Origin of the sequence: Legionella jamestowniensis (genome assembly GCF_001467745.1) — a bacterium.
GTDB lineage: Bacteria > Pseudomonadota > Gammaproteobacteria > Legionellales > Legionellaceae > Tatlockia > Tatlockia jamestowniensis.
In genome coordinates this window covers 170470-191194 of record NZ_LNYG01000013.1, presented here as the reverse complement: position 1 = coordinate 191194, position 20725 = coordinate 170470, and the positions used below count along the sequence as shown (strand labels likewise).

The following is a 20725-nucleotide window of genomic DNA, read 5'->3' as shown; positions in this document are numbered from 1 at the left end:
AAGGGAGATGTTTTGTACAAGGGAAAGCAAATGCCGGCAAAGAAAGCTTTGAAATTGGCTGGTCTCCAACCGGTACACTTTTATGCTAAAGATGCCCTTTCCATCTTTAGTTCTAACGCCTATACGGCTGGTATGGCCGCTTTGGTAACCTATGACGTTGAAAATTTAATTAACAAATACGAGTTATTGACGGCGTTAAGCCTTGAAGGAATCAATGGAAATATCGCTCCGTTTCTTGAGCCCGTGCATGCAATACGTCCTTACTATGGGCAGGGAGTTTCCGCTCGTCATGTGATGAATGCGTTGCAGGGAAGCTATCTTTTAGATACTTCGCCGAAAAGGGCGCTTCAAGATCCTCTGAGTTTTCGAACGGCAAGTCAGATTAGTGGAGCAACAAGGGATGCCTTACAAGATTTAAAACGTGATCTGACCATTCAGTTAAATTCATCAGATGATAATCCTGCGGTTGTGGTGGACATTAGGCCTTCTAAAGAGGCTTCTCCTCAAGAGAAAGCTTATTATGTCAGTAACGGGAGCCTTTATGGTGCGGTTATTCCTACTGCTAGTTTTGAACCTATCCCATGGGTTTTAGACATTGAAAAACTCAATATAGCTTTAGGCCACCTCTCAGCAAGCAGTACACAGCGAATTGTTAAATTAAGTGCTTTTTGCATTAACCAGATTTCTCGTTTTCTTTCACCTGATCAAGCAACCATTGCATTTGCTGCCATTCAGAAACCAATTATGTATTTAAATACCGAAATCCAACAGCAGAGTATTCCCGTCTCAACCATTTCTTATCCCGTAGCGGGAGAAATAGAAGATACAGCGACTAACTCATTGCTGGTCGTGCAACACTTGAATAAAATTACCGATAATCTTTATCAAATTATGGGATTTGAATTAATGCATGCTAGCCAAGCGGTCGATCTTAAAAAATTACAAACACCGACGTTAGCGTTAGGCAAACAGACACTGAGGTTGTACTCTGCGTTTCGCAAAACCGTGCCCTTTTTAAAGAAAGATCGGGAATTAACCCCCGATATCAAAAAATCATACCAATTTATACGTCACTATGGCATAACTCCGTTTTAAAAGTGATACCTTGATGAAACGTAAGCGTAATCAAGGTAATAAAAGCAGCAAGGCATGGTGACCTGAAAAAGGAGCTAGAATGTGGCATTTCTTATGGAAAATAAAAAATAAACTTCTCTCCATGTTACCTATAAAAACATTAGGCGTTCGTGCGCTTGTTATTAAGAACAATAGAGTCCTTCTCATCAAACATAGCTACATTAATGGATGGTACACAGTTGGGGGAGGCGTTAAACGTGGTGAAACGCCTTTGCAAGCCATTCAGCGGGAACTGTTCGAAGAAGTAGGGCTCGAATGTCTTGATAAACCACAACTGTTTAATGTCTATTACAGTGCAAAAGAAAAACGAGATGATTATATTGTGCTTTACATCGTTAATAATTTTACCCAACAAAAAGCCAGTTCTGCTGAGATTTTGGATAAAACCTGGTTTGATTTAGATAATCTTCCCTCCCAAATTTCCCCCGCTACAAAAAGACGCCTAGAAGAGTATCAACAAATAAGAGCATTTGAAGAATATTGGTAAGAAGGGTAGATTAGCTGCACTGATACCCAATGTCTCCTGGCTGCTCGCAGCCGGGAAGGCTTCCACTCAACGCCAAAGCATGGGTCATATCGATGCCCCGGTTGCAAGCAACCGGGCTCCGTATGATAGTTCCAATGTAGCCCGGCTGCTCGCAGCAGGGAAGACTTCCACTCAACGCCAAAGCATGGGTTACATTGATGCCCCAGTTGCAAGCAACCGGGCTACGATGATAGTTCCAATGTAGCCCGGCTGCTTGCAGCCGGGGAGACTTCCACTCAACGCCAAAGCATGGGTTACATTGATGCCCCAGTTGCAAGCAACCGGCTACGTATGATAGTTCCAATGTAGCCCGGCTGCTCGCAGCCGGGGAGACTTCCACTCAACGCCAAAGCATGGGTTACATTGATGCCCCCAGTTGCAAGCAACCGGGCTACGTATGATAGTTCCAATGTAGCCCGGCTGCTTGCAGCCGGGGAGACTTCCACTCAACGCCAAAGCATGGGTTACATTGATGCCCCAGTTGCAAACAACCGGGCTACGATGATAGCTCCAATGTAGCCCGGCTGCTCGCAGCCGGGGAGGTTTTTATTTTAATTCCCCTAGACTCCGGGAGCTCACCGTTCCACCCCAATCATAGTTAAGTAAACCCTTACGCACATAGCGATGAAAACTTGAATGAGGCCAATCTTGTACTTGTTTCACCAAGTTATGTTTGACAGGGTTGTAATGAATATAATCTATATGGGTAATCTTATCTTGTTCGTCTCGAATTAAATGCTCCCAAAAGCGTTTCTGCCAGAGATTATATTCGTTGCGGTAATTTTTGGTTAGTGGTTGTCCTTGATTTAGCAAGGCATGGAGGAAGTAGGTTTTTATTTGTCTCAGTCTTGTTGAGTAATTCGCATCTCCATCGGGTAAGGTTATAACCGTGTGTAAATGCTCCGGTAGTATAACGATTGCATCTACAGTAAAGAAGTTATTCAATTGTGCCCGACGAAATGAATGACCGAGTAACTTAATATATTTTGTAAGTAATCGGGATTGTCTATTTTGCAATGCCAGCGTGAAAAAATAGGTTCCCCCTTTTGTTTTATCTCTTCTGTAATTGACCATGAGGCTGCACTTTCCTTATAACTTGCCAAGCTAAGCTAACATGGTTTTAGAGTTTTAAGAAGTGGTATAGGCAAAAGGTTCGTAATTTAGGTTGGCGATTAATCCCGGTTGCAAGCAGCCGGGCTACGTAGGATGGTTCCAATGTAGCCCGGCTGCTTGCAGCCGAGAAGACTTCCACTCAACGCCAAAGCATGGGTCATAATCGGTGATCACGGTTGCAAGCAATCGAGATGCTATTGCCACAAGGGTTTTAGAAATTTATTGAGATCGGGTTTTGCTTGTAGACGGTATTGATAAACCGCATAAAAAGCAATGACATTTTTTAAATAATTACGGGTTTCACGCCAGGGCAAGGTTTCTACCCAAATGTCTATTTGTTTAGGTGGATGATTTTTTAACCAATAATTCACTTGGCGTGGTCCGGCATTATACGCGGCAGCCATTAAAACAGGATGATTGTAACGGGCTGCCAATTGTTTGAGGTAAGCGACCCCAATATTAATATTTTTTTGTGACGAAAAAAGTTGTTCTTTATCGCCATAAGGGATTTTTTCACGCTTTGCAACGGCACTTGCGGTAGCTGGCATCAGTTGCATTAACCCTCGGGCTCCAGCAGGGGAAACCACATCATCGCGAAAAGCGCTTTCCTGGCGAATAATGGCGTAAATGAATTCTTGAGGGATGCTGTAGTTTTTTGCATACTCACTGACCGTGGTGCGATAAGCAAGGGGGAAACGCAACATTAATTGATTATTTAAATCCTCTGTGTTACTTAAATAAACGGATTTTCCATGCCATTGCAAATCGGTCGCAATCCAATAGGCCAAAGCGCTCTTATCTTCTTTGGGCAGTTCGCTCACAAAATCATTCAAAAGACGGGAGGCCTGCAGGGATTGTCTGGTCTGATAAAGTGATTTAATGGTTGTGGTAAACGGCTGATAAGGTTTTAAAATGGATAAATCAGACACTGGTGATTCGTTTTCAAAACTAGGCGCTTTATTTAAACGTAAGCTTGCTAGAAAGCCGTAGTAATTGCGGGTTTTTGCCAGTGATTGATAAATTTCATGGGCTTTGGTTTTTTGACCTTGGGCTTCTAATGCGCGGGCGAGCCAATATTGCCAACAGGGATCCTCTTTTTCTTTGGAGTAATGAATGAGTCTTTCAACCTCGGCCCAGCGATGCTGTTTTAACGCAAAGCGAATTTGCCAGTCAAGTAACACCTCATTGTAATAAGCGGGGTTAATTTTAGAAAACCAGCTGCGGGTGTCTTCATGATTCCGCATGGCTTTATAAATAACCAGATGAACCAGAAAATTTTGTTGTTGTGGCACGTTTAACATTTTTTTTGTTTTTTCGGTTTGTGAAAGCTTGATGGCTTCATTAATATTGGTAGAAACCATGCGTTTTAAACCGAACAAGTAAAGCGCATCCTGTAAATCACCAGGTTCGAGTTGACTGATACGGGTAGGATTTTGATAGATGTCAGTCAGTAACTGTGCTTCTTTCAGGCGGGGTGACTTGTATTGTTTTAATAAATACCGCGCAAGTCCAACATTACGTTCATCAAGGGCTAAATAGATGCGCTTTGTAAGTAAGTCTTCATCAAACCCTGGATCTTTCAATAATAAATTAAACAGGGCATTGCAGGCAGGAGGTTGGGAGTGGCCGGTAAGCCATAGTGGCTTGGCAGCATTCAGCGCTTCGCTTTGCTTTCCTTGTTGATAATCGGCAATTAAGGCATAGCATTGTAAACTGATGTCCTCTGAGGGTTTATAGTGTTTTGTGTAGTTGGCCCAATCTTTATTCTGGGCAAGGCGATAAAGCCATTTTGCCCGCAGCTTTTGCGCAAGCGGGGTATCGCTATCAATAAAGGCAAAAAAATCCGGACCCGGATTTTCAGGTAGATTTTGACTCCACTCGGTGTAGGCCGCGAAGCGATTCATGTAATCTTCACCGGAGAATGCATGCGCAGCAAACGCCAGGCTTGTAACCAGACAACCTGTAAGTAATATTTTTTTCATAGAGTCTTAGTGGGTTAGATTATCCAATTGATTACGCATGGCGGTAATCGTTTCTGCATAGTCATTAGTTGAAAATATAGCAGAACCTGCAACAAATTGGGTAGCGCCTGCTTTGGCTAAACCCGCAATATTTTTAATAGTGACTCCGCCGTCCACACAAATCGGCAGTTGGGGGTATTTATTGTTAATCCAGCTTATTTTTTCCACCGCCTCTAAAATAAGCGTTTGTCCCCCAAATCCGGGGTTAACCGTCATGACCAACACAAAATCCAAGCGATGGATACACCACTGTAAACACTCAGGCGGGGTGGATGGGTTTAAAACCAACCCTGCTTCACAGCCTTGTTGCCGGATGAGCGCAAGGCTTCGGTCTAAATGAATCGTGGCGTCAGGATGGATACTCAAACGATTGGCACCTGCTTTGGCAAAATTAAGGATGAGATCATCGACTGGTTGTGTCATCAAATGAACATCAAGGGGAATCTTGGGAAACCTGTCGCGTAAAGCCTTGCAAACCGGCGGGCCAAAGGTAAGATTGGGTACATAATGGTTATCCATGACATCAAAATGAATCAGATCAGCACCGGCTTGCATCACCGTGCCGACTTCTTCACCCAGCCGTGTCATATCGGCTGAAAGTATAGAAGGCGCTATCAGGTAAGTCATCTTGCGTGTCATCTCCGCGCAGGGGTAGTCTATTTTGCCATTCCCGCGTAGGCGGGAATCCACTTTATTATACGTCCAGGCCCATTAAAAGGGATCCCCGCCTGCGCGGGGATGACATTAAATAAGTCACTTATCTTAATTTTTCAGTGTAGCCTGTTATGCATCCATCCAATAGTTAAAATTAAAATTAAGCGTATGGATTACTAAGCGATCACTAAAATTTTTAAGTTGTTTAGAGGTCATATATCTGTAATCTACCCCTACAGAAAAATAATCATCCATTTGATAGTCAACACCCACAATAGCTTGACCAATGGGTGCTGATTCGCTATCGCTGACCTTTAGGACTGGAAAATAGGCATAGGTACCTGTACTAGGATTAATTTGGTTAATATTAATTACCCATTTATTTTGAATATTGGCATAACCTATACCTGCGCCTACATAAGGTATCCAACTGACATCTCGCCCTTCATGGTTATAAAATTGATAAATCACATTGAATAGGCCAGCGAGCACCTGCGCATGTCCACTCATACTGTAGGGGAATGTTATAACCGTTGCAGTTCCTACTGTAGTAGTTGGCTGATTTTTACCAAAGGTAAAACTATCAATATCCAAAGTTTTATAGGTATTGTAATTAAAAAATAACTCCCCTTCAAAACGAAATCCACACCAGCGATAGCCAAATTGCCCACCTAAACCTCCACCAAATTGATACTTAATGTCCCCGGGGACTGAAGGTATAATTCCATTTTGAGGCTGTGGAACAAGAAAAAAATTGTTAGCACTCATACTATTATTCAAAGCTACATATTGAGTTGGGGAAAGCACAAAATCCAAAGTCGGCACATAACTTCCCGTAAGGAACATTCCAAAATACTTCCCATCCGCAGGGTAGTAGGCAAAGGATGTGGTCGTTGTCGCAGTGAGGAATCCTGCCAAGGTAAGTTTAAGAAAACTCTTCATTCTTAGTCCTTAATTAAAACCGGGTACTTTTATCCATAACGCTGGCTACTATAGCCAGCAAAAAATTAATTTTCACCGAACCAGTAATTGAAATTCAAATTCAGGGTGTGGAGGCTATAGCGTTCATTAAATCCGTTAATTTCTTTGGTGGTCACATAGCGATAATCCAGACCCATGGAAAAGTTGTCATTGAATAAATAGCTAATCCCTATAATGGCCTGACCCACTGGTGTTGAGGTGTTTTCTTTGAAATCAACCTTCACAATAACCGGGTTGGCAAGGCCTGGCGTGGTATTGAAATCAAGTTCCAGTTTATTTTGAATATAGCCATAACCAATACCCAAACCGACATAAGGTACCCAGCTGATGTCATCCCAGTCGTCGCTGTAAAAATCATAATAGACATTAAAAAGGGCTGCCCCAAGAGAAGTACTTCCACTCATACTGAGCGCTGAGAAGGGGAAAGGAAGTGCCGTATTTTGGTTTTTGCCGATGCTGTATCCGCCCACTTTTAACGTATCATAGGGGCTGTAATTAAAAAGTAACTGCCCTTCAAAGCGAAAACCACAGTAGCGATAACCTAGTTGTCCGCCACCGCCACCGCCGACTGAATAATCAATTTCACCTGCAGGACTTAAAAGGGGTGGATTGCCTATGAAAATTAATGCGCTGTTTAATGCGTTAAAGCTTGATGTTGAAAGGGTAAAATCTAAACTGGGCGTATAACTTAATGTCCCCATCAATCCTGCATACCATCCCTCGGATGGGGTGGCAGAAAAAGCACAATTACTGGCCATCACGAGTCCTGCCAGTCCAAACGAAAACCTGTTTTTCATAACTTATCCTTTACTTATAACTAGCGCCATCAAAGCGGTAAATTGCGCCAACGCTTGCCAAATGTGCTTGAAATACTTTTCCAAACCCATCCGCACGCTCGGTGCTGATGTAACGATAAGCAAGGTTAACGGCATAATTTTCAGCAAAGTTATAAGTAAAGCCCGCAGTACCTTGATAAGCAAAAACACTGTCATCCACTTTAAAACGGGTAGCTACGCCAGGACCACTTAAGATAAGGGGACCATTACTGTTAAGGCGCGCTGTGACATAGCCATAGCCAAGTCCCACACCCACAAATGGGGCAATGCAGGGTACCATTTCTGGAAAATCATAATAGACATTTGCCATGGCAAAGGTCCCTGTTGTTTCACCCTCAACCCCTAATTGCCTGATATTATTAATTCTAAAATCGCTAAGATTAGCATAGACATAGGTCACTTCTGCTTCATAGCGCAGAGGTGTACTTTGATAACCAACACGTCCCCCACCGTTCCAGCCGCCGTTATAGGAAGGATGGGCGCGTAAGAAAGGAAACGAGTAGTTACTGTAGTAAGTTGTATTCGTTAGATTGTCAGGAATATAAGTATAACCCCCAAAAACGCTGGCATACCAGCCATCAATGGGCACGGCCGCTGATGCAAGGCTTGAAGCAAGCATTGCTGCAGAAAAAAATGCACTTCTCATGGGATCCCTTTTTTTATTATTATTTTTACAGCACCAATGTTAGCGATTTGACTTTATTTTGCAAGGGCATTTTTTATAAAAGCTTATTCATTTGGCAGGAAGCCATTAACAGGGTATCACCTTGGGTTATGGAAAAGTTAAAAGCGCTTCGGAATCTTCACCTGGGTTTCATCTTCTTAAGATAACATTAACATTTCTTCTGTATAATTTATTTTCTCAAAGGATATCATTTAAACAAATGGACACTGGCTTTTTTTAAGGTGACCATGCGATCATTTACGCAAAATTGCAAAAAATTTAACATCAGCCTCTCCGAGGATGCGATGACTTTTTACCCGCAGAAAACAGGTATAAAAAAGCGTGGTATACATCGTACACTTGATAAACAAGTCGTTATTACTGAAGTAGAAACTTATTATGACGAAGTCGATAGGTTAAGTAATGAAGTATTGGCGATTAAATTAGAGGGTGCCCGGTTTATCCAACGTGAGGATGAAAAACACGACTCTTACCATAACGATGAATATGATGCGGAGGAAACACATCACCATCTGCAATTTCCTTATCCCATTGATGGTTCTAAACTTAATCTTCTATTGAAAGTGCTTGAAGAGTATCAAGTTCTCTCCAGTGCAGAACGGGAAATGTTCCTCGCTGCTTACGAACAATATAAAAACAATGTAATTTCGCACAACGATGAGTCCCCTAATCATGATGCTAAGGAAAAGCAGGATATAGTGATTGCAAGTAGTAATACTGCAGAAGAACAGGTGTTTTTGCAAAAGCTTGCCACGGTAACAGAAAGAGCAAAAAAATTTCGTCCAGACGGTTTCTTTCCTTCCATTGTTTCCGAACAATCTGAAAACGTACTTGAGATCCAGCGTACACCTAACAGTTTCGTCTAACGAAGGAGCAAAGTCGGCTATTTACTTTCCTGCAATTATCGTTATTGGCTGAAAGAGGGTTTGATATAAGTGAGCATGTACGAATCATCTTAAGCGAAGAATAATCAACAAAAATAGTAGTTTTACATAATGTAGTTGTATTAAGCTGTTAATTGGTTAAGATAATAACTAGGTGTTGTCAACAACCTAATTAAAGGGAACAAGGAGCAAGGAAGATGCCTGAAAAAATTGAAGATGATTTAAAAACGTTTGCTGATCAATTACTCACTGCTATTTCTGATGAAACGCAACAAGGGCAAACAAACCTGGTAGAGATTTTTGAGCAAGCAAAAAAAGTATACACGAATGAAGACTCTCCTTTCTGGTCTTGGGTTTATAGTTTTAGCCGTAAACGTGGAGATGAGCTTAATCAAACGATAGACACACTGAAAATTTTCCCTAAACCTACTATCCGCCTTCAGGAGTTTCAAAAATTCTTAAAAGGGGGAGAATGGAAAACAACCTCAGCCAATACGGATCTATTCCTACTCTTGATAAACTCAGTGCCTGGTTATGTAAAAGAGACGGATAGCTATCTTTACTCGCAAATTGTTTTCCCACTAAAAAGAATTCTTTTAAACAAAATAAAACTGCTCTTACAGCAATATGAAGTAAGTGAACGCCAGGCAGCCGAGCGTGAAAAAGAATTACAACTTGTAAGAGAGAATAAGAGTAAAGAAATTGAAACCGTTCATGTATCCAATAATGCTGAAGAAGCCCGATTTATTGCAATTAACAATAAAGACCATTTGGCATTTTGCTTAACCGCCACCGATTTAACTGCTACTGAAGTGAATTGGCAATTAACATGGCCCGATTTTAATTCAAAAGTCACCGTTCTCACGATTAGTGAAAATCTGGCACGCGTTATTAAAAACATGGAAGTTGAGTTAAGAAATGCACTAAGCAAAATGCCCTCAGATAAAAATCTGGCTGAGCAAGAAAAATTACTTAGTGAATTTCTTCAAAAATCAGCCTTTGCACGCGAGCTTAAAACCGAATCGCAAAAAATTCTGGAAGAACTGTTGAATAAAACTCAAGTGTTATTTTGTCCTACAGAAAAAGAGTTAGAGAATTTAGTTTCTACTTATGTCATTACTAAAGAGGGGGCAGCAGCCAGCGACAGTAAAGTCACTCAACTGTATTGGTATAACAGTTTAGGACATAAAAATTTACTGAACCTCAATGATTATCCCGAGCTTGCTGACTGGATTAGACCCAAAAGCAGTTTGGCAGAGAATGAGATGTTCCGGTTAAAGGTTTATTTGCGGGAGATTAACGTTCGTCATAGTATCGATAAGACAAAGCATCATGATGTTCAAAGTTTTCTAAAAGCAGAACATGGTGTGGCCCTGATAACCACGGACAATTGGACAAAGATACCGGCCTATAAGTTGATTAAAGAGACTTATATTTTGACACGTGAACCCGATGCAAAAACAGGCGATTGGGTTTTATACCAAAGACAACGGGGTGGAGTTAACGCCCAAATTTCTATTGACTCTTGGGGAAATACCAACGCCATTGCTGATTTTAAGGAAATTTTGCAAAAAAACGAGGGTATTTCTGCAGCCAATTTAAGTGCAGCAGACCGAGAGAAACTTCGCAAGGCGATCAAAGAATCGACTATTGTGGAGGAAAAAATGGCTAAGAAAGATGCTGTGGTAGGTAAGTTAAACTTAAGCAAGTATGACGAGATTAACAGTCTTTTTGCGCACAAGGCTTCCCAGTTACCCCGTAAGCCATCCTCTACTGAACAAGAAAATCATAAAACTGCGATAATAAGCTCCTAAGTGAAGAGCGCCCTTCTTTCGCCGCGGTGGTGCTATCCGCGGCATTTGTCTCTTTCCGCAATGGCTCAACCCGACTAATTTAAAAGATAAATCCTGAGGTAATCGGAAAACGCCAATCACGCCCAAAAGCGCGTGGTGAAATCTTGATGCCTGGCGCTGCCTGACGTCGTTTATATTCATTACGCTTAAGCAAATGAATCACGCGTTGCACATCTTTGGCAGGATAACCTGCTTTAATAATTTCTTCGGCGGCCACGTTATTTTCCATGTAAGCCTGAATAATGGCATCAAGGGTTTCATAATCGGGTAAAGAATCCTGATCAGTTTGGTTTTCTGCTAATTCGGCAGAAGGAGCCCTTGTTAGCACTCGCTCGGGAATAACGGGGGATAGTTGGTTGCGATAATGGGCTAAAGCATAGACTTGAGTTTTTAAAACATCTTTTAATACGGCAAACCCACCTGCCATATCACCATATAAAGTGGCGTATCCAACCGCAGTTTCACTTTTATTACTAGTAGTCAAAACCATTTTTCCTGTTTTGTTGGAAAGGGCCATCAATAAAACGCCGCGAATTCTTGCCTGAATATTTTCTTCAGTGGTATCAGGTTTTAAACCCTCAAAAACAGGCGCAAGTGTTTCAAGGAAACTGTGAAAAACAGGCTCGATAGACAATGTTGTACTGTCCACGTTTAAACGCTCTAACTGCTCCTTGGCATCAATAAGGCTGATATTGGCTGTGTAGCGGGAAGGCATCATGACAGCATGGACTCGGGAAGGACCTAACGCATCTACGGCAATTGATAGCGTTAGTGCTGAATCAACCCCACCAGACAAGCCCAGTAATACACCGGGAAAACCATTTTTTTCAATATAATCACGCGTGCCACAGACTAAGGCCTTATAAATTAAGGCCTCCCTGTCCAATAAAGGGGTTATTTCCCCATCCATTTTTCTATTACTTAATGTTAACGGCTGCAAAACTTCTTCGAAGGCAGGTGCCCGCGCGCAAAGTACGCCTTGGGCATCAAATGCCATCGATTGACCATCAAAAACCAGTTCATCTTGTCCACCCACCTGATTAACATAAATCATGGCTGTGCCCTGCAAAGCATACTTGCGAAGCAGTTCTTCGCGCAGGGCTTGTTTTTGATAATCAAATGGGGATGCGTTTAAACAAAAAATACCATCAACGTTTGCTTGTTGAAGCTGTTCAACAGGACCTTTAAACCAGAGATCTTCGCAAATACAAACACCTAAGCGATAACCTTTAATTGAAAGAATACAGGGTTTTGCTTCCCCTGAAACAAAATAACGGGCTTCATCAAACACGCCATAATTGGGTAAATGGTGTTTATGGTAAAGGGCAATCCGTTCCCCATTGTGAAAGACACTGGCCGAATTAAAACAGTCCTCGCTTTCTAAACTGGGATGACCTACGATGAGATAACAATCCTGGCTGTTCTGCTTAATGGTTTCCAGTGCATTTTCAACTTGCTGATGAAAATCATGGCGCAACAATAAATCCTCAGGGGGATAGCCTGTAATCACTAATTCTGGAAATAGAATGACATCGTGTTGAGATTGATGGGAATTAACAATTGAACAAATTTTTTCGGTATTTGCCTGTATGGCCCCCACAGTGGGATTAATTTGCGCCAGTAAAATTTGCAGATCGTGTGACATGTGTTCCTATAAAACGTATGTATTACTTACCTAATTCTATAACAAACTCTAATGAAAGTTATAGTGACCTATTTTTAAATGACTCGTTCAAAAACTTATTTTTTCTGCTTTAAATAGAGCATCATCCCGTCTAGGAGTGTATTTATGCTGCCAAAAGTAAAAATTTAACTAAATTTGTGCATATTTTAATTTTTCCTTAAGAATAGTGAGTAACAATAAATTATAACAATGACGAACTAGGTGTATTATGAGACGATCCTTGACCCAATTAATAACTGATGATTTAGCAGAATTGGCCCGTATGGAAACCAACTATATTGCCAGTGAAGAGTCAATACGCTTTTTGATGGAGATGTATAAGAACAACGGTGCGCTCAAAAATGTCGTCTTTATGCATAAGGATAAGTTACTTTCATACCTGGAAAACCGAAGTAGTGAAGATAAATCATTTTTAACCAAAGCAGGGCACTATCAATTTTTTATTGAAGTAGGGGTTCGTAGCAAGGCAAAACAAAGAGAGCCTGCTACAATTCACTATTGTGCCCTTGATTTATTTATTCGTCCAGGATTGCCTCCTTTAGCATTCGTTGCAGACCACTTTCGCTTGTCTGATGGCTACTATGAAGAATTTAAACGTATCTCCAAACAAATGAGTATTCAGTTTATAGTTGCGGGTAAAAATGAATTCTATCAAACGGATAGCGTGCATTGTCCAGTTTTTACGCTGATGCATTTATTATTAACTGCAAAGGATGAAAATCTGCTATCTTTACTTGAAAATCAAGTGCCAGCCCAAAAAACATTAGAGGTTGTAGACCTTACCTGGGATAACTTGCCCCCTGAGTACGTGCTGTATCCCCAAAGCCTGACCACTATTTTTAATTACGTGCATAAGATCAAAGCGAGAGAAGGTTCGGCAAGCGACATGCCAAGCAGTCTATTGTCTAGTACTGGCTATGAAAAAAGAGTGTCCCCATTTTTATTCCCCATACACAGTCATGACAACAAGCTAAATAATAAAATGCGCAGTAAAGGCGTAAAATATCTCGCTGCTGAATTCGCAGGAAAGGCTGTTTTAGAGCTTGAACGATCCCCTGTAAGTTACACAGATGCTATGCTTATTGATCTGTGCTACAAAGAACAATATCCCTTGGTGCATTCAGTCCTTAAAATGGCCTTAGCCTTAGAGGCTGAATATCCTTATAAAGACAAATATGGGATTCAGAGTCATCCGATGTTTGAATTGGCCTTCTATCATGCGGGCGTGCTAGAGAGTTGTTTGAGTAAACCGAATTTTTATAAAATTTTTACAGATAAAGCACTTCTAACATTAATGCAAAAAGGGTTTCTTGATCCTCATCAATTATTCCAAAAACTCACCACAGTGACTTCAAGTATCGAAATTGAGCAGCAGCCTGTGAATCAGCTTGTGGGTAATCTGCCAGCTTGCGAGAGTCTTGTTGAGGTTTTAGGCAGTGAAACAACAGTCGATAACGAGTTGCTTGTTAAATTATTGTTTTCATCAAAAATGAAATCATTCTTTCAAAATCAGACGTTGGCTGACTTATTTAAAAACCAGAAGATTTCCTTATCTATGATAGATCAAATACTGGTTTATAAAATAAATAAAACCCAATTTGAAAAATTAGAAAGCGATGAAGAAAAAATGGACTACCTCACCAAGCTTTTTTCATTGAAAAAGATGCCAGCTGAAGTGGATGCTACACCGACTGTGAATGATGTCGGTGCGAATTCGGTGAAAAATTCCTCTGTCAATTCAATGAACAGCGTAGTTGCTAATACGGTGTATTATTCAGGTGCCAATTTGCGGAGCATTCCAGGTATGCAAATCGATAAAGATGAAGTGGTTGCACCAAAAGAGGATGAGTTATTTTCAGTTCCAGAGATTGGTACAGTCACAGTGATATCAGCCAATACCTCTCAAAAACCAGGAATAAACGTGGGATTGCTTGCCCAGTCAATGGCAAAAGGAGGAATCTTGAAAACTGCCACGCAACCTGAAAAATTAAATGTGGCTGAAGAACCTGTAGCAACACCCATCTAAATGTGGGGTTGCTCAGAACTTATTGTTATTGGAGTTATTAGATTCCTCAGAGGGCAAGTCTTTGTATCCTTTTGCGGTAATAGTTGAAATATAGTTTCTTATCTCTTCTAAATCATCCAGGTGCAGCGAGTTACTCGCTGCTAAACCTTGACCAAAACTTGCATTAAAAATGGCAGGATCATTTTCCAAGTAGCTTTCTTGGGCTTTAATAGCTGCAAGGTTTGCAGCACTAAAGGCTTTATCAGTTAACATTTCATGACCCAGGCTAAACTGAAACATCCCAAACCGTACATAGGTTTCCGCTAGCATGATATAAGCATAGCTACCGTAATCAGGAATTAACTTTTTTATGCAGGCTAGGAGATGTTGAAAAGAATCTGCTGTCTCTTTGGGGGGTGGATGATTTTGGTAATCATTAAATAAATAGACAGAATATTGTTGACAGGCATGAATAGAACCATAATCCATCGCTTTCAGCAGATAATCCTTTTCCAGCGTACTGGTATTCTTATTAAAGGTGTCCTTGACACGCAAGGCTCTGTAATAGAAATAAATACCGAGGAATAAATCAAATTTATTCGAGCAGCGCTGATAATAGAGCGCTTTAGAAGGGTCTTTTGTAATTAGAATACCGTAGGTACTCCATAATTTCATCCAATGCTCGTTAAAAACAGGGGAGCGGCAAGCATTATAAAAATCAGAGGTAGTGCATGCAAATTTAACAATTAAGTCAAAATTGCATTGTTCTAACATCAAATGGATGAATTTCTCTTTTTGATATTCAGCAGCACCAAGAAATTCATCACGTGCTAGAACGTTTACGCCCTGGATTTTTAAGAAGTCACTTAGAGACTCACGAAACTCTTTAAACATAAGATTATACTTAAATTTTAAGTTGTCTTAAAATTAATTAGATTGTTAATTATTAAATCACACATTCAACTAGTTTACATTTAATATCAAAAATAAGTCAAATTAGGTTATAATTGTCTGTTTAACCTTTAAACCAGGTCATATGCTCAAAGATGCTTTATCACGAATGGCTAGTGTTTTTTCTCCTGTTGTCTTGCTTAATGGCCAAGAGTATCAGCAAAAGGGGTATGTGCTAAATATTCGTCTGAGTGACGGCTTGCTGAAAGCACGTGTAAAAGGTCGCTCCGGTCAAATTTATGATGTGCACATTGATTTAAAATCATGGCCCACAAAACCTGCCCTCTGTAGTTGTCAATCTCGCATTAACTGCGAGCATGCCGCAGCAAGCCTATTTTTTTTGCAAGTTAGAGAAAATTACTCCATACCTGCCCCAAGAAATCAAAATAACGAGGAATCGTTAAATACCTGGTTAACTTCTTTGCGGGAAAAAGAAGAGAAGAAAATTGAAAAAGATTCCTCTCATGAACTAGTGTACCTTATCGAGCCTCAACTCACTGAGTACGAGGATCGAATTTTAGTAAAACTTGCTATAGCAAAACGACGTAAGCGAGGGGGATTAGGTAAAAAAAATTTTTTCAATACATTAACGGACTCCCGTCGACAGTATTTCACCGAGGAAGATGAAAATATTGTGGCCGTGCTAATGGAAAAAAATAATAACAGAGGCTGGTTTGATAGATTTTCAATCCGTAACAGTGAATTATTGGAAGACATTTTAAAAACTGGCAGGGCTTATTTATCGTTAAAAACTGAGCCCAAATTAGAATTAGGGGATGTCTTAAATACAACGCTTGTCTGGCATTTAACAACGGATGGAAAGCAATATCCGGTTTTGGAAACTGAGCTTGATGCAGAGCCTATCTCCCCCTTGTTTTTAGATAAACCCTGGTATTTTGATGAGGAGCTTCATACGCTCGGCTTATTAACTGTTCCATATACCCTAGGGCATGTCAAAAAAATTTTAAGAATGCCCCCAGTAAACCTGGACAATCTTCCCGATACTGTCCGGCACATGGCTAGTGCATGCCCGGACTTGCCGCCTCCTAGAATTTTTGAAAAGCAAGAAACACGACAGATAGAACCCTCTGTAGTCATTAGTTTCGATGCGGTTGAATTGGAGAATAATTCTTTGATGCAATTAGATGCCCCCCATCTTCTCTTTGTAGCGGATATATTTTTTAACTATGGGGGTATAAAAGTAAAGGCTGAAGATACCTATCACAAACTAATAAAAGAGGAAGGAAAGACGTTAGTGGAGATCCCACGTCATGGTGCGCGTGAAAAAGAATTACTTGCTGAAATTGCTCAAATTCTTGCGCTTCGAGCCCCCACGTTAACAGAAAAGCTGTGGTGTGAATATGAGATAAGCCATGAAAAAGTATTGGCAAATTTTCATCAAGAAGAGGATTTATCGAAACTCTATAAAAATGTCCTTCCTTTATTTGAAAAAAAGCAATGGACAGTCGAATTCAACCATCCTGTTTATCAAGAAATCATCGACGCTGATGACGTGGAGTGGTTTTCTGAGGCCCAAGAGCGGGGTAATGATTTTTTTTCCTACCAGTTAGGAATTTTAGTGGATGGAAAACAAGTTAGCATTGTGCCTTTGGTGGCCGATTTAATTGCCCGCCTGGATAAAAGTAAAATTGATGAATTACCTGATAAGACATTGGTTAAAATGCCGCTTCCTGAAGGCAAAACGCTGCAAGTTGAAATCGGACGTGTGAAGCCCTTGATTCGTTTCCTCCTGCAGTATGGAACACGCCATCTTAGCGATGAATCCCGCCTGCGTATAAGCCGATATCAATTAATATTAATGCGTGAAACAGAGCAGGCAATGCTAGCAACATCGGCACGTTGGCTTGGGGCAGAAACTATCCGTTTACAATTAAATCAATTAACAAATCTAACCAGTTTGCCTAAGGTTAAGGTTCCGTCAGGTTTAAAAACAACGTTACGGGACTACCAGCAAGAAGGCCTTAACTGGCTACAGTTTTTACGTTTAAGCCAGTTTGGAGGAGTATTAGCCGATGATATGGGCTTAGGCAAGACTATACAAACATTGGCACATTTGCAGGTTGAAAAAGAAGCAGGGCGTTTGACAAAAGCAAGTTTGATTGTTGCACCCACAAGCCTTGTCTGGAACTGGTTTGCAGAGGCAAAACGTTTTACCCCTGGTTTGAAATTATTAGTTTTTCATGGTGCATTACGACATCAGGATGATTTTGATGATTATGATGTCGTGATTTCTACTTATGGCCTTATTCAGCGCGATAAATCACGCTTTATCGATTACGCATTTTATTACCTTATTTTAGATGAATCACAATCCATAAAAAATGCCCGCACAAAAACAACGCAAATTATTCAGCAAATACAGGCAAAACATCGTCTTTGTTTATCTGGAACACCGCTTGAAAATCATTTGGGTGAATTATGGTCTTTGTTTCATTTTTTAATGCCGGGTCTATTGGGCGACGCGAAACAGTTTAGTCGTTTTTTTAAAAAACCGATTGAAACGCAGGGCGATACGGAAAGAAGAATATTACTGGCCAAACGTGTCCAACCGTTTATATTACGGCGCACAAAAAATCAAGTCGCCCGGGAACTGCCTGATAAAACGGAGATGACTTTAACAATAGAATTAACAGGCGCGCAGAGAGATCTTTACGAAGCGATCCGCATGAGTATGGAGAAAAAGGTACGAGAAGCCATTTCTAAACAAGGGATGGAAAAAAGCCACATTGTACTTCTTGATGCCTTATTGAAGTTAAGGCAAGTGTGTTGTGACCCTAAGTTGCTATCAATACCAGAAGCAGAAATGGCTTATACAACATCCGCGAAGCTCGAGGCCCTAATGGAATTGCTAGATAGCCTGGTGGATGAGGGACGAAGGGTTCTCGTATTTTCCCAGTTCACTTCAATGCTTCGATTGATTGAGGAGCAGTTAAAGCAGAGAAATTATCCCTACCTCAAATTAACGGGGCAAACTCAAAACAGACAAGCACTGGTTACCCGATTTCAAGAAGGACACACACCCATTTTTTTGATTAGTTTAAAAGCAGGGGGTACTGGTTTAAATTTAACCCGTGCGGACACGGTGATCCATTATGATCCCTGGTGGAATCCGGCAGTCGAAGATCAAGCTACCGATCGCAGCCATCGCATAGGCCAGGATAATCCGGTGTTTGTTTATAAATTAATTACCTCAGGGACCGTTGAAGAGGCTATTTTGGCCATGCAAAACAGGAAAAGACAGCTATTTGATGGCATATTATCAGACAATATTCGTGGAATAACCGGGTTGACAAAACAGGATATCGAGCAATTTTTTATGCCGTTGCCTGTGGAATAAATCTGTTAATAGTGAATGAGTTAAGTGGTACAGTCAAGATTTGAAAAAAGTTATTCTTTTTTGATTGCAAAGCGAAAAATCATAGCCTATTCTTTTTATGAGAAAATTACGGAGAAATCTCATGAGACAATGGAAGGCGTTATTAGCTTTTGTAGTAATGGTATTATTCTTACCTGTTGCTTTAGCTGCGTCACCAGCAGGCACCTGGACTACTATCGATGATAAGACGGGCAAAAAAAGGGCAATTATCCGTTTAACAGTGTCTGGGGGGACCTTAAATGGCAGGATTATAAAAATTTATCCACAACCTGGTGATACCGGTATCTGCTCTAAATGCCCTGGTGGTTTTAAAGACAAACCCATCCAAGGCTTGCAGTTTGTTTGGGGCTTAAAAGACAAAGGTAATGGAGAATGGGAAGGTGGTCAAATCCTTGATCCTAAAACCGGTAAAGTTTATCGTGCCAAAATGACGCTAAAAGGTAACAAACTTTATGTCCGTGGTTATGTTGGTGTTTCTGCACTTGGACGTACACAAGTTTGGGTTCGTTAATTCCGCCTTCATAAAAAATTGCAAAAAGACACACGTAATGTGTGTCTTTTTTTACATTCAGCATTACAATAGGCACAAGATCGTTTTCTAAAACTGTTACGCTATGGCTGCCGAACTAAAAGCACGAAAAAATCCTGTGGACTCCCTTCGATCACCACCGCATTCAGCGGAAGCCGAGCAGGCAATTATTGGCGGATTGATGCTGGATAACCAGGTTTGGGATTCGATTAATACCAAATTATGCGACACTGATTTTTACCGCACTGAACATCGCATCCTTTATGAAGCGATTAGTGAGCTGGCCAAAAAAGATCAACCTTTTGATGTCGTTACCCTACTGGATATTTTAAAATCTACCCACCAGCTTGATGATGCTGGCGGAGAAACCTATCTTTTTGAATTAGCCAACAATACCCCCAGCGTGGCCAATGTGTCTGCTTATGCAGATATTGTCCGGGAAAAATCCGTTCAACGACAATTGATTACGGTAGCCAATGACATTGCCGATTCTGCCTACAACCCTTTGGGAAGGGAAGTAACCGAACTTTTAGATTTTGCCGAAACAAAAGTATTTGCAATTGCTGAACAGACTGGGGGCGATGGTGGACCAGAAAGCATCAAAAAGATTCTGGTGAAGGCTGTAGAGAAAATTGATGCATTGTATAACAATGGGGATGCCTTAACCGGGTTGCCCACCGGTTTAAGTGATTTTGATGAAAGGACGTCGGGTTTACAACCCTCGGATTTGATCATTGTGGCTGGCCGTCCTTCCATGGGTAAAACCACCTTAGTCATGAATATGGCAGAACATGCGGCCATCCATGCTAAAAAACCAGTGTTGGTATTTTCCATGGAGATGCCAGCCGATTCATTGGCCATGCGGATGATGTCTTCTTTAGGTAGAATTGATCAACACCGATTGCGTACGGGTAAACTTGAAGAAGAGGATTGGCCACGTGTAACCTCAGCCGTGCACCTTTTATCGGAAGCCCCTCTTTTTATTGATGATACTGCGGCTTTAACACCGGCTGAAATGCGTGCCCGCGCTCGCCGCTTAGCGAAAGAGCAGGGGCAGTTGGGCTTGATTGTTGTCGATTACCTCCAATTAATGAAAGTACCAGGATTTAAAGCCGATAACCGGACTGCCGAGATTTCGGAAATATCGCGCAGTTTAAAAGCCTTGGCCAAAGAATTGGATGTACCGGTCATTGCTTTGTCCCAGTTAAACCGTAGCTTAGAGCAGCGTCAGGATAAACGCCCTGTTATGTCTGATTTGCGCGAATCAGGGGCAATTGAACAAGATGCGGATTTAATTTGCTTTATTTATCGAGATGAAGTCTATAATGAAGACAGTCCTGATAAGGGAGTCGCGGAATTAATTATTGCGAAACAACGTAATGGTCCTATTGGTAAGGTTCGGGTAGCGTTCCTGGGTAAATACACTCGTTTTGAAGATTTAGCCTTTAACGGTTACCAGGGAATTGATTAAT

The 20725-nt window shown here is 41.0% G+C and carries 16 protein-coding genes; 8 read left to right on the top strand and 8 right to left on the bottom strand.

What is annotated here, in order from left to right; genetic code table 11:
• Both Ljam_RS14900 and Ljam_RS05280 read left to right on the top strand, forming a co-directional pair.
• On the top strand, positions 1–1095 hold a 1095-nt coding region (locus Ljam_RS14900), incomplete at its 5' end, for an aromatic amino acid lyase (protein ID WP_162262914.1).
• A 79-nt stretch (positions 1096–1174) separates the two neighbouring features.
• Positions 1175–1621, top strand: coding sequence for an NUDIX domain-containing protein (locus Ljam_RS05280; protein WP_058449085.1), 447 nt, complete (start codon positions 1175–1177; stop codon positions 1619–1621).
• Positions 1622–2206: 585 nt separating this feature from the next.
• Here the strand turns inward: Ljam_RS05280 and Ljam_RS05270 are convergent.
• From Ljam_RS05270 to Ljam_RS05245, 6 genes are all read right to left on the bottom strand, one after another.
• A complete protein-coding gene (locus Ljam_RS05270; RefSeq protein ID WP_058449083.1) occupies positions 2207–2734 on the bottom strand; it encodes an REP-associated tyrosine transposase in 528 nt (175 codons plus the stop codon).
• Between the two features lie 233 nt (positions 2735–2967).
• On the bottom strand, positions 2968–4755 hold the full coding sequence (locus Ljam_RS05265) for a transglycosylase SLT domain-containing protein (protein WP_058449082.1): 1788 nt from the start codon (positions 4753–4755) through the stop codon (positions 2968–2970).
• 6 nt (positions 4756–4761) lie between these two features.
• Positions 4762–5421, bottom strand: a complete 660-nt coding sequence (gene rpe / locus Ljam_RS05260) for a ribulose-phosphate 3-epimerase (protein WP_058449081.1) — start codon at positions 5419–5421, stop codon at positions 4762–4764.
• Positions 5422–5577: 156 nt separating this feature from the next.
• Positions 5578–6390, bottom strand: coding sequence for an outer membrane protein (locus Ljam_RS05255; RefSeq protein WP_058449080.1), 813 nt, complete (start codon positions 6388–6390; stop codon positions 5578–5580).
• A gap of 65 nt (positions 6391–6455) precedes the next feature.
• Positions 6456–7226, bottom strand: coding sequence for an outer membrane protein (locus Ljam_RS05250; protein WP_058449079.1), 771 nt, complete (start codon positions 7224–7226; stop codon positions 6456–6458).
• A gap of 10 nt (positions 7227–7236) precedes the next feature.
• Positions 7237–7911, bottom strand: a complete 675-nt coding sequence (locus tag Ljam_RS05245) for an outer membrane protein (protein ID WP_058449078.1) — start codon at positions 7909–7911, stop codon at positions 7237–7239.
• Between the two features lie 266 nt (positions 7912–8177).
• Here Ljam_RS05245 and Ljam_RS05235 point away from each other — a divergent pair, with 266 nt between their 5' ends.
• Together Ljam_RS05235 and Ljam_RS05230 are read left to right on the top strand one after the other, a co-directional pair.
• Complete coding sequence (locus tag Ljam_RS05235; protein ID WP_058449076.1) at positions 8178–8816, top strand: hypothetical protein; 639 nt, start codon at positions 8178–8180, stop codon at positions 8814–8816.
• A 215-nt stretch (positions 8817–9031) separates the two neighbouring features.
• Entirely contained in the window at positions 9032–10648 is a 1617-nt protein-coding gene (locus tag Ljam_RS05230; protein ID WP_058449075.1) for a hypothetical protein, read from the top strand.
• A gap of 79 nt (positions 10649–10727) precedes the next feature.
• Here Ljam_RS05230 and Ljam_RS05225 read toward each other — a convergent pair whose 3' ends face one another.
• On the bottom strand, positions 10728–12332 hold the full coding sequence (locus Ljam_RS05225; protein ID WP_058449074.1) for an NAD+ synthase: 1605 nt from the start codon (positions 12330–12332) through the stop codon (positions 10728–10730).
• 247 nt (positions 12333–12579) lie between these two features.
• Here Ljam_RS05225 and Ljam_RS05220 point away from each other — a divergent pair, with 247 nt between their 5' ends.
• The gene (locus Ljam_RS05220) at positions 12580–14397 is read left to right on the top strand and encodes a hypothetical protein (RefSeq protein ID WP_058449073.1); all 1818 of its coding nucleotides are present in this window, start codon (positions 12580–12582) and stop codon (positions 14395–14397) included.
• A 12-nt stretch (positions 14398–14409) separates the two neighbouring features.
• On the opposite strand, the gene Ljam_RS05215 is transcribed toward Ljam_RS05220, so the two are convergent.
• Positions 14410–15270: a DUF5630 domain-containing protein gene (locus Ljam_RS05215; RefSeq protein ID WP_058449072.1), complete on the bottom strand. Its 861-nt coding sequence runs from the start codon at positions 15268–15270 to the stop codon at positions 14410–14412.
• 142 nt (positions 15271–15412) lie between these two features.
• On the opposite strand from Ljam_RS05215, the gene Ljam_RS05210 reads away from it, so the two are divergent.
• From Ljam_RS05210 to dnaB, 3 genes are all read left to right on the top strand, one after another.
• Positions 15413–18685 carry a DEAD/DEAH box helicase gene (locus Ljam_RS05210; protein ID WP_058449071.1) on the top strand — a complete coding sequence of 1091 codons (3273 nt, stop codon included), beginning with the start codon at positions 15413–15415 and terminating at the stop codon, positions 18683–18685.
• 121 nt (positions 18686–18806) lie between these two features.
• Positions 18807–19235, top strand: coding sequence for a DUF2147 domain-containing protein (locus tag Ljam_RS05205; RefSeq protein WP_058449070.1), 429 nt, complete (start codon positions 18807–18809; stop codon positions 19233–19235).
• A gap of 103 nt (positions 19236–19338) precedes the next feature.
• Positions 19339–20724 (top strand): replicative DNA helicase, encoded by a 1386-nt coding sequence (gene dnaB, locus Ljam_RS05200; protein ID WP_058449069.1) that lies wholly within the window; start codon positions 19339–19341, stop codon positions 20722–20724.
• Position 20725: the final 1 nt, after the last annotated feature.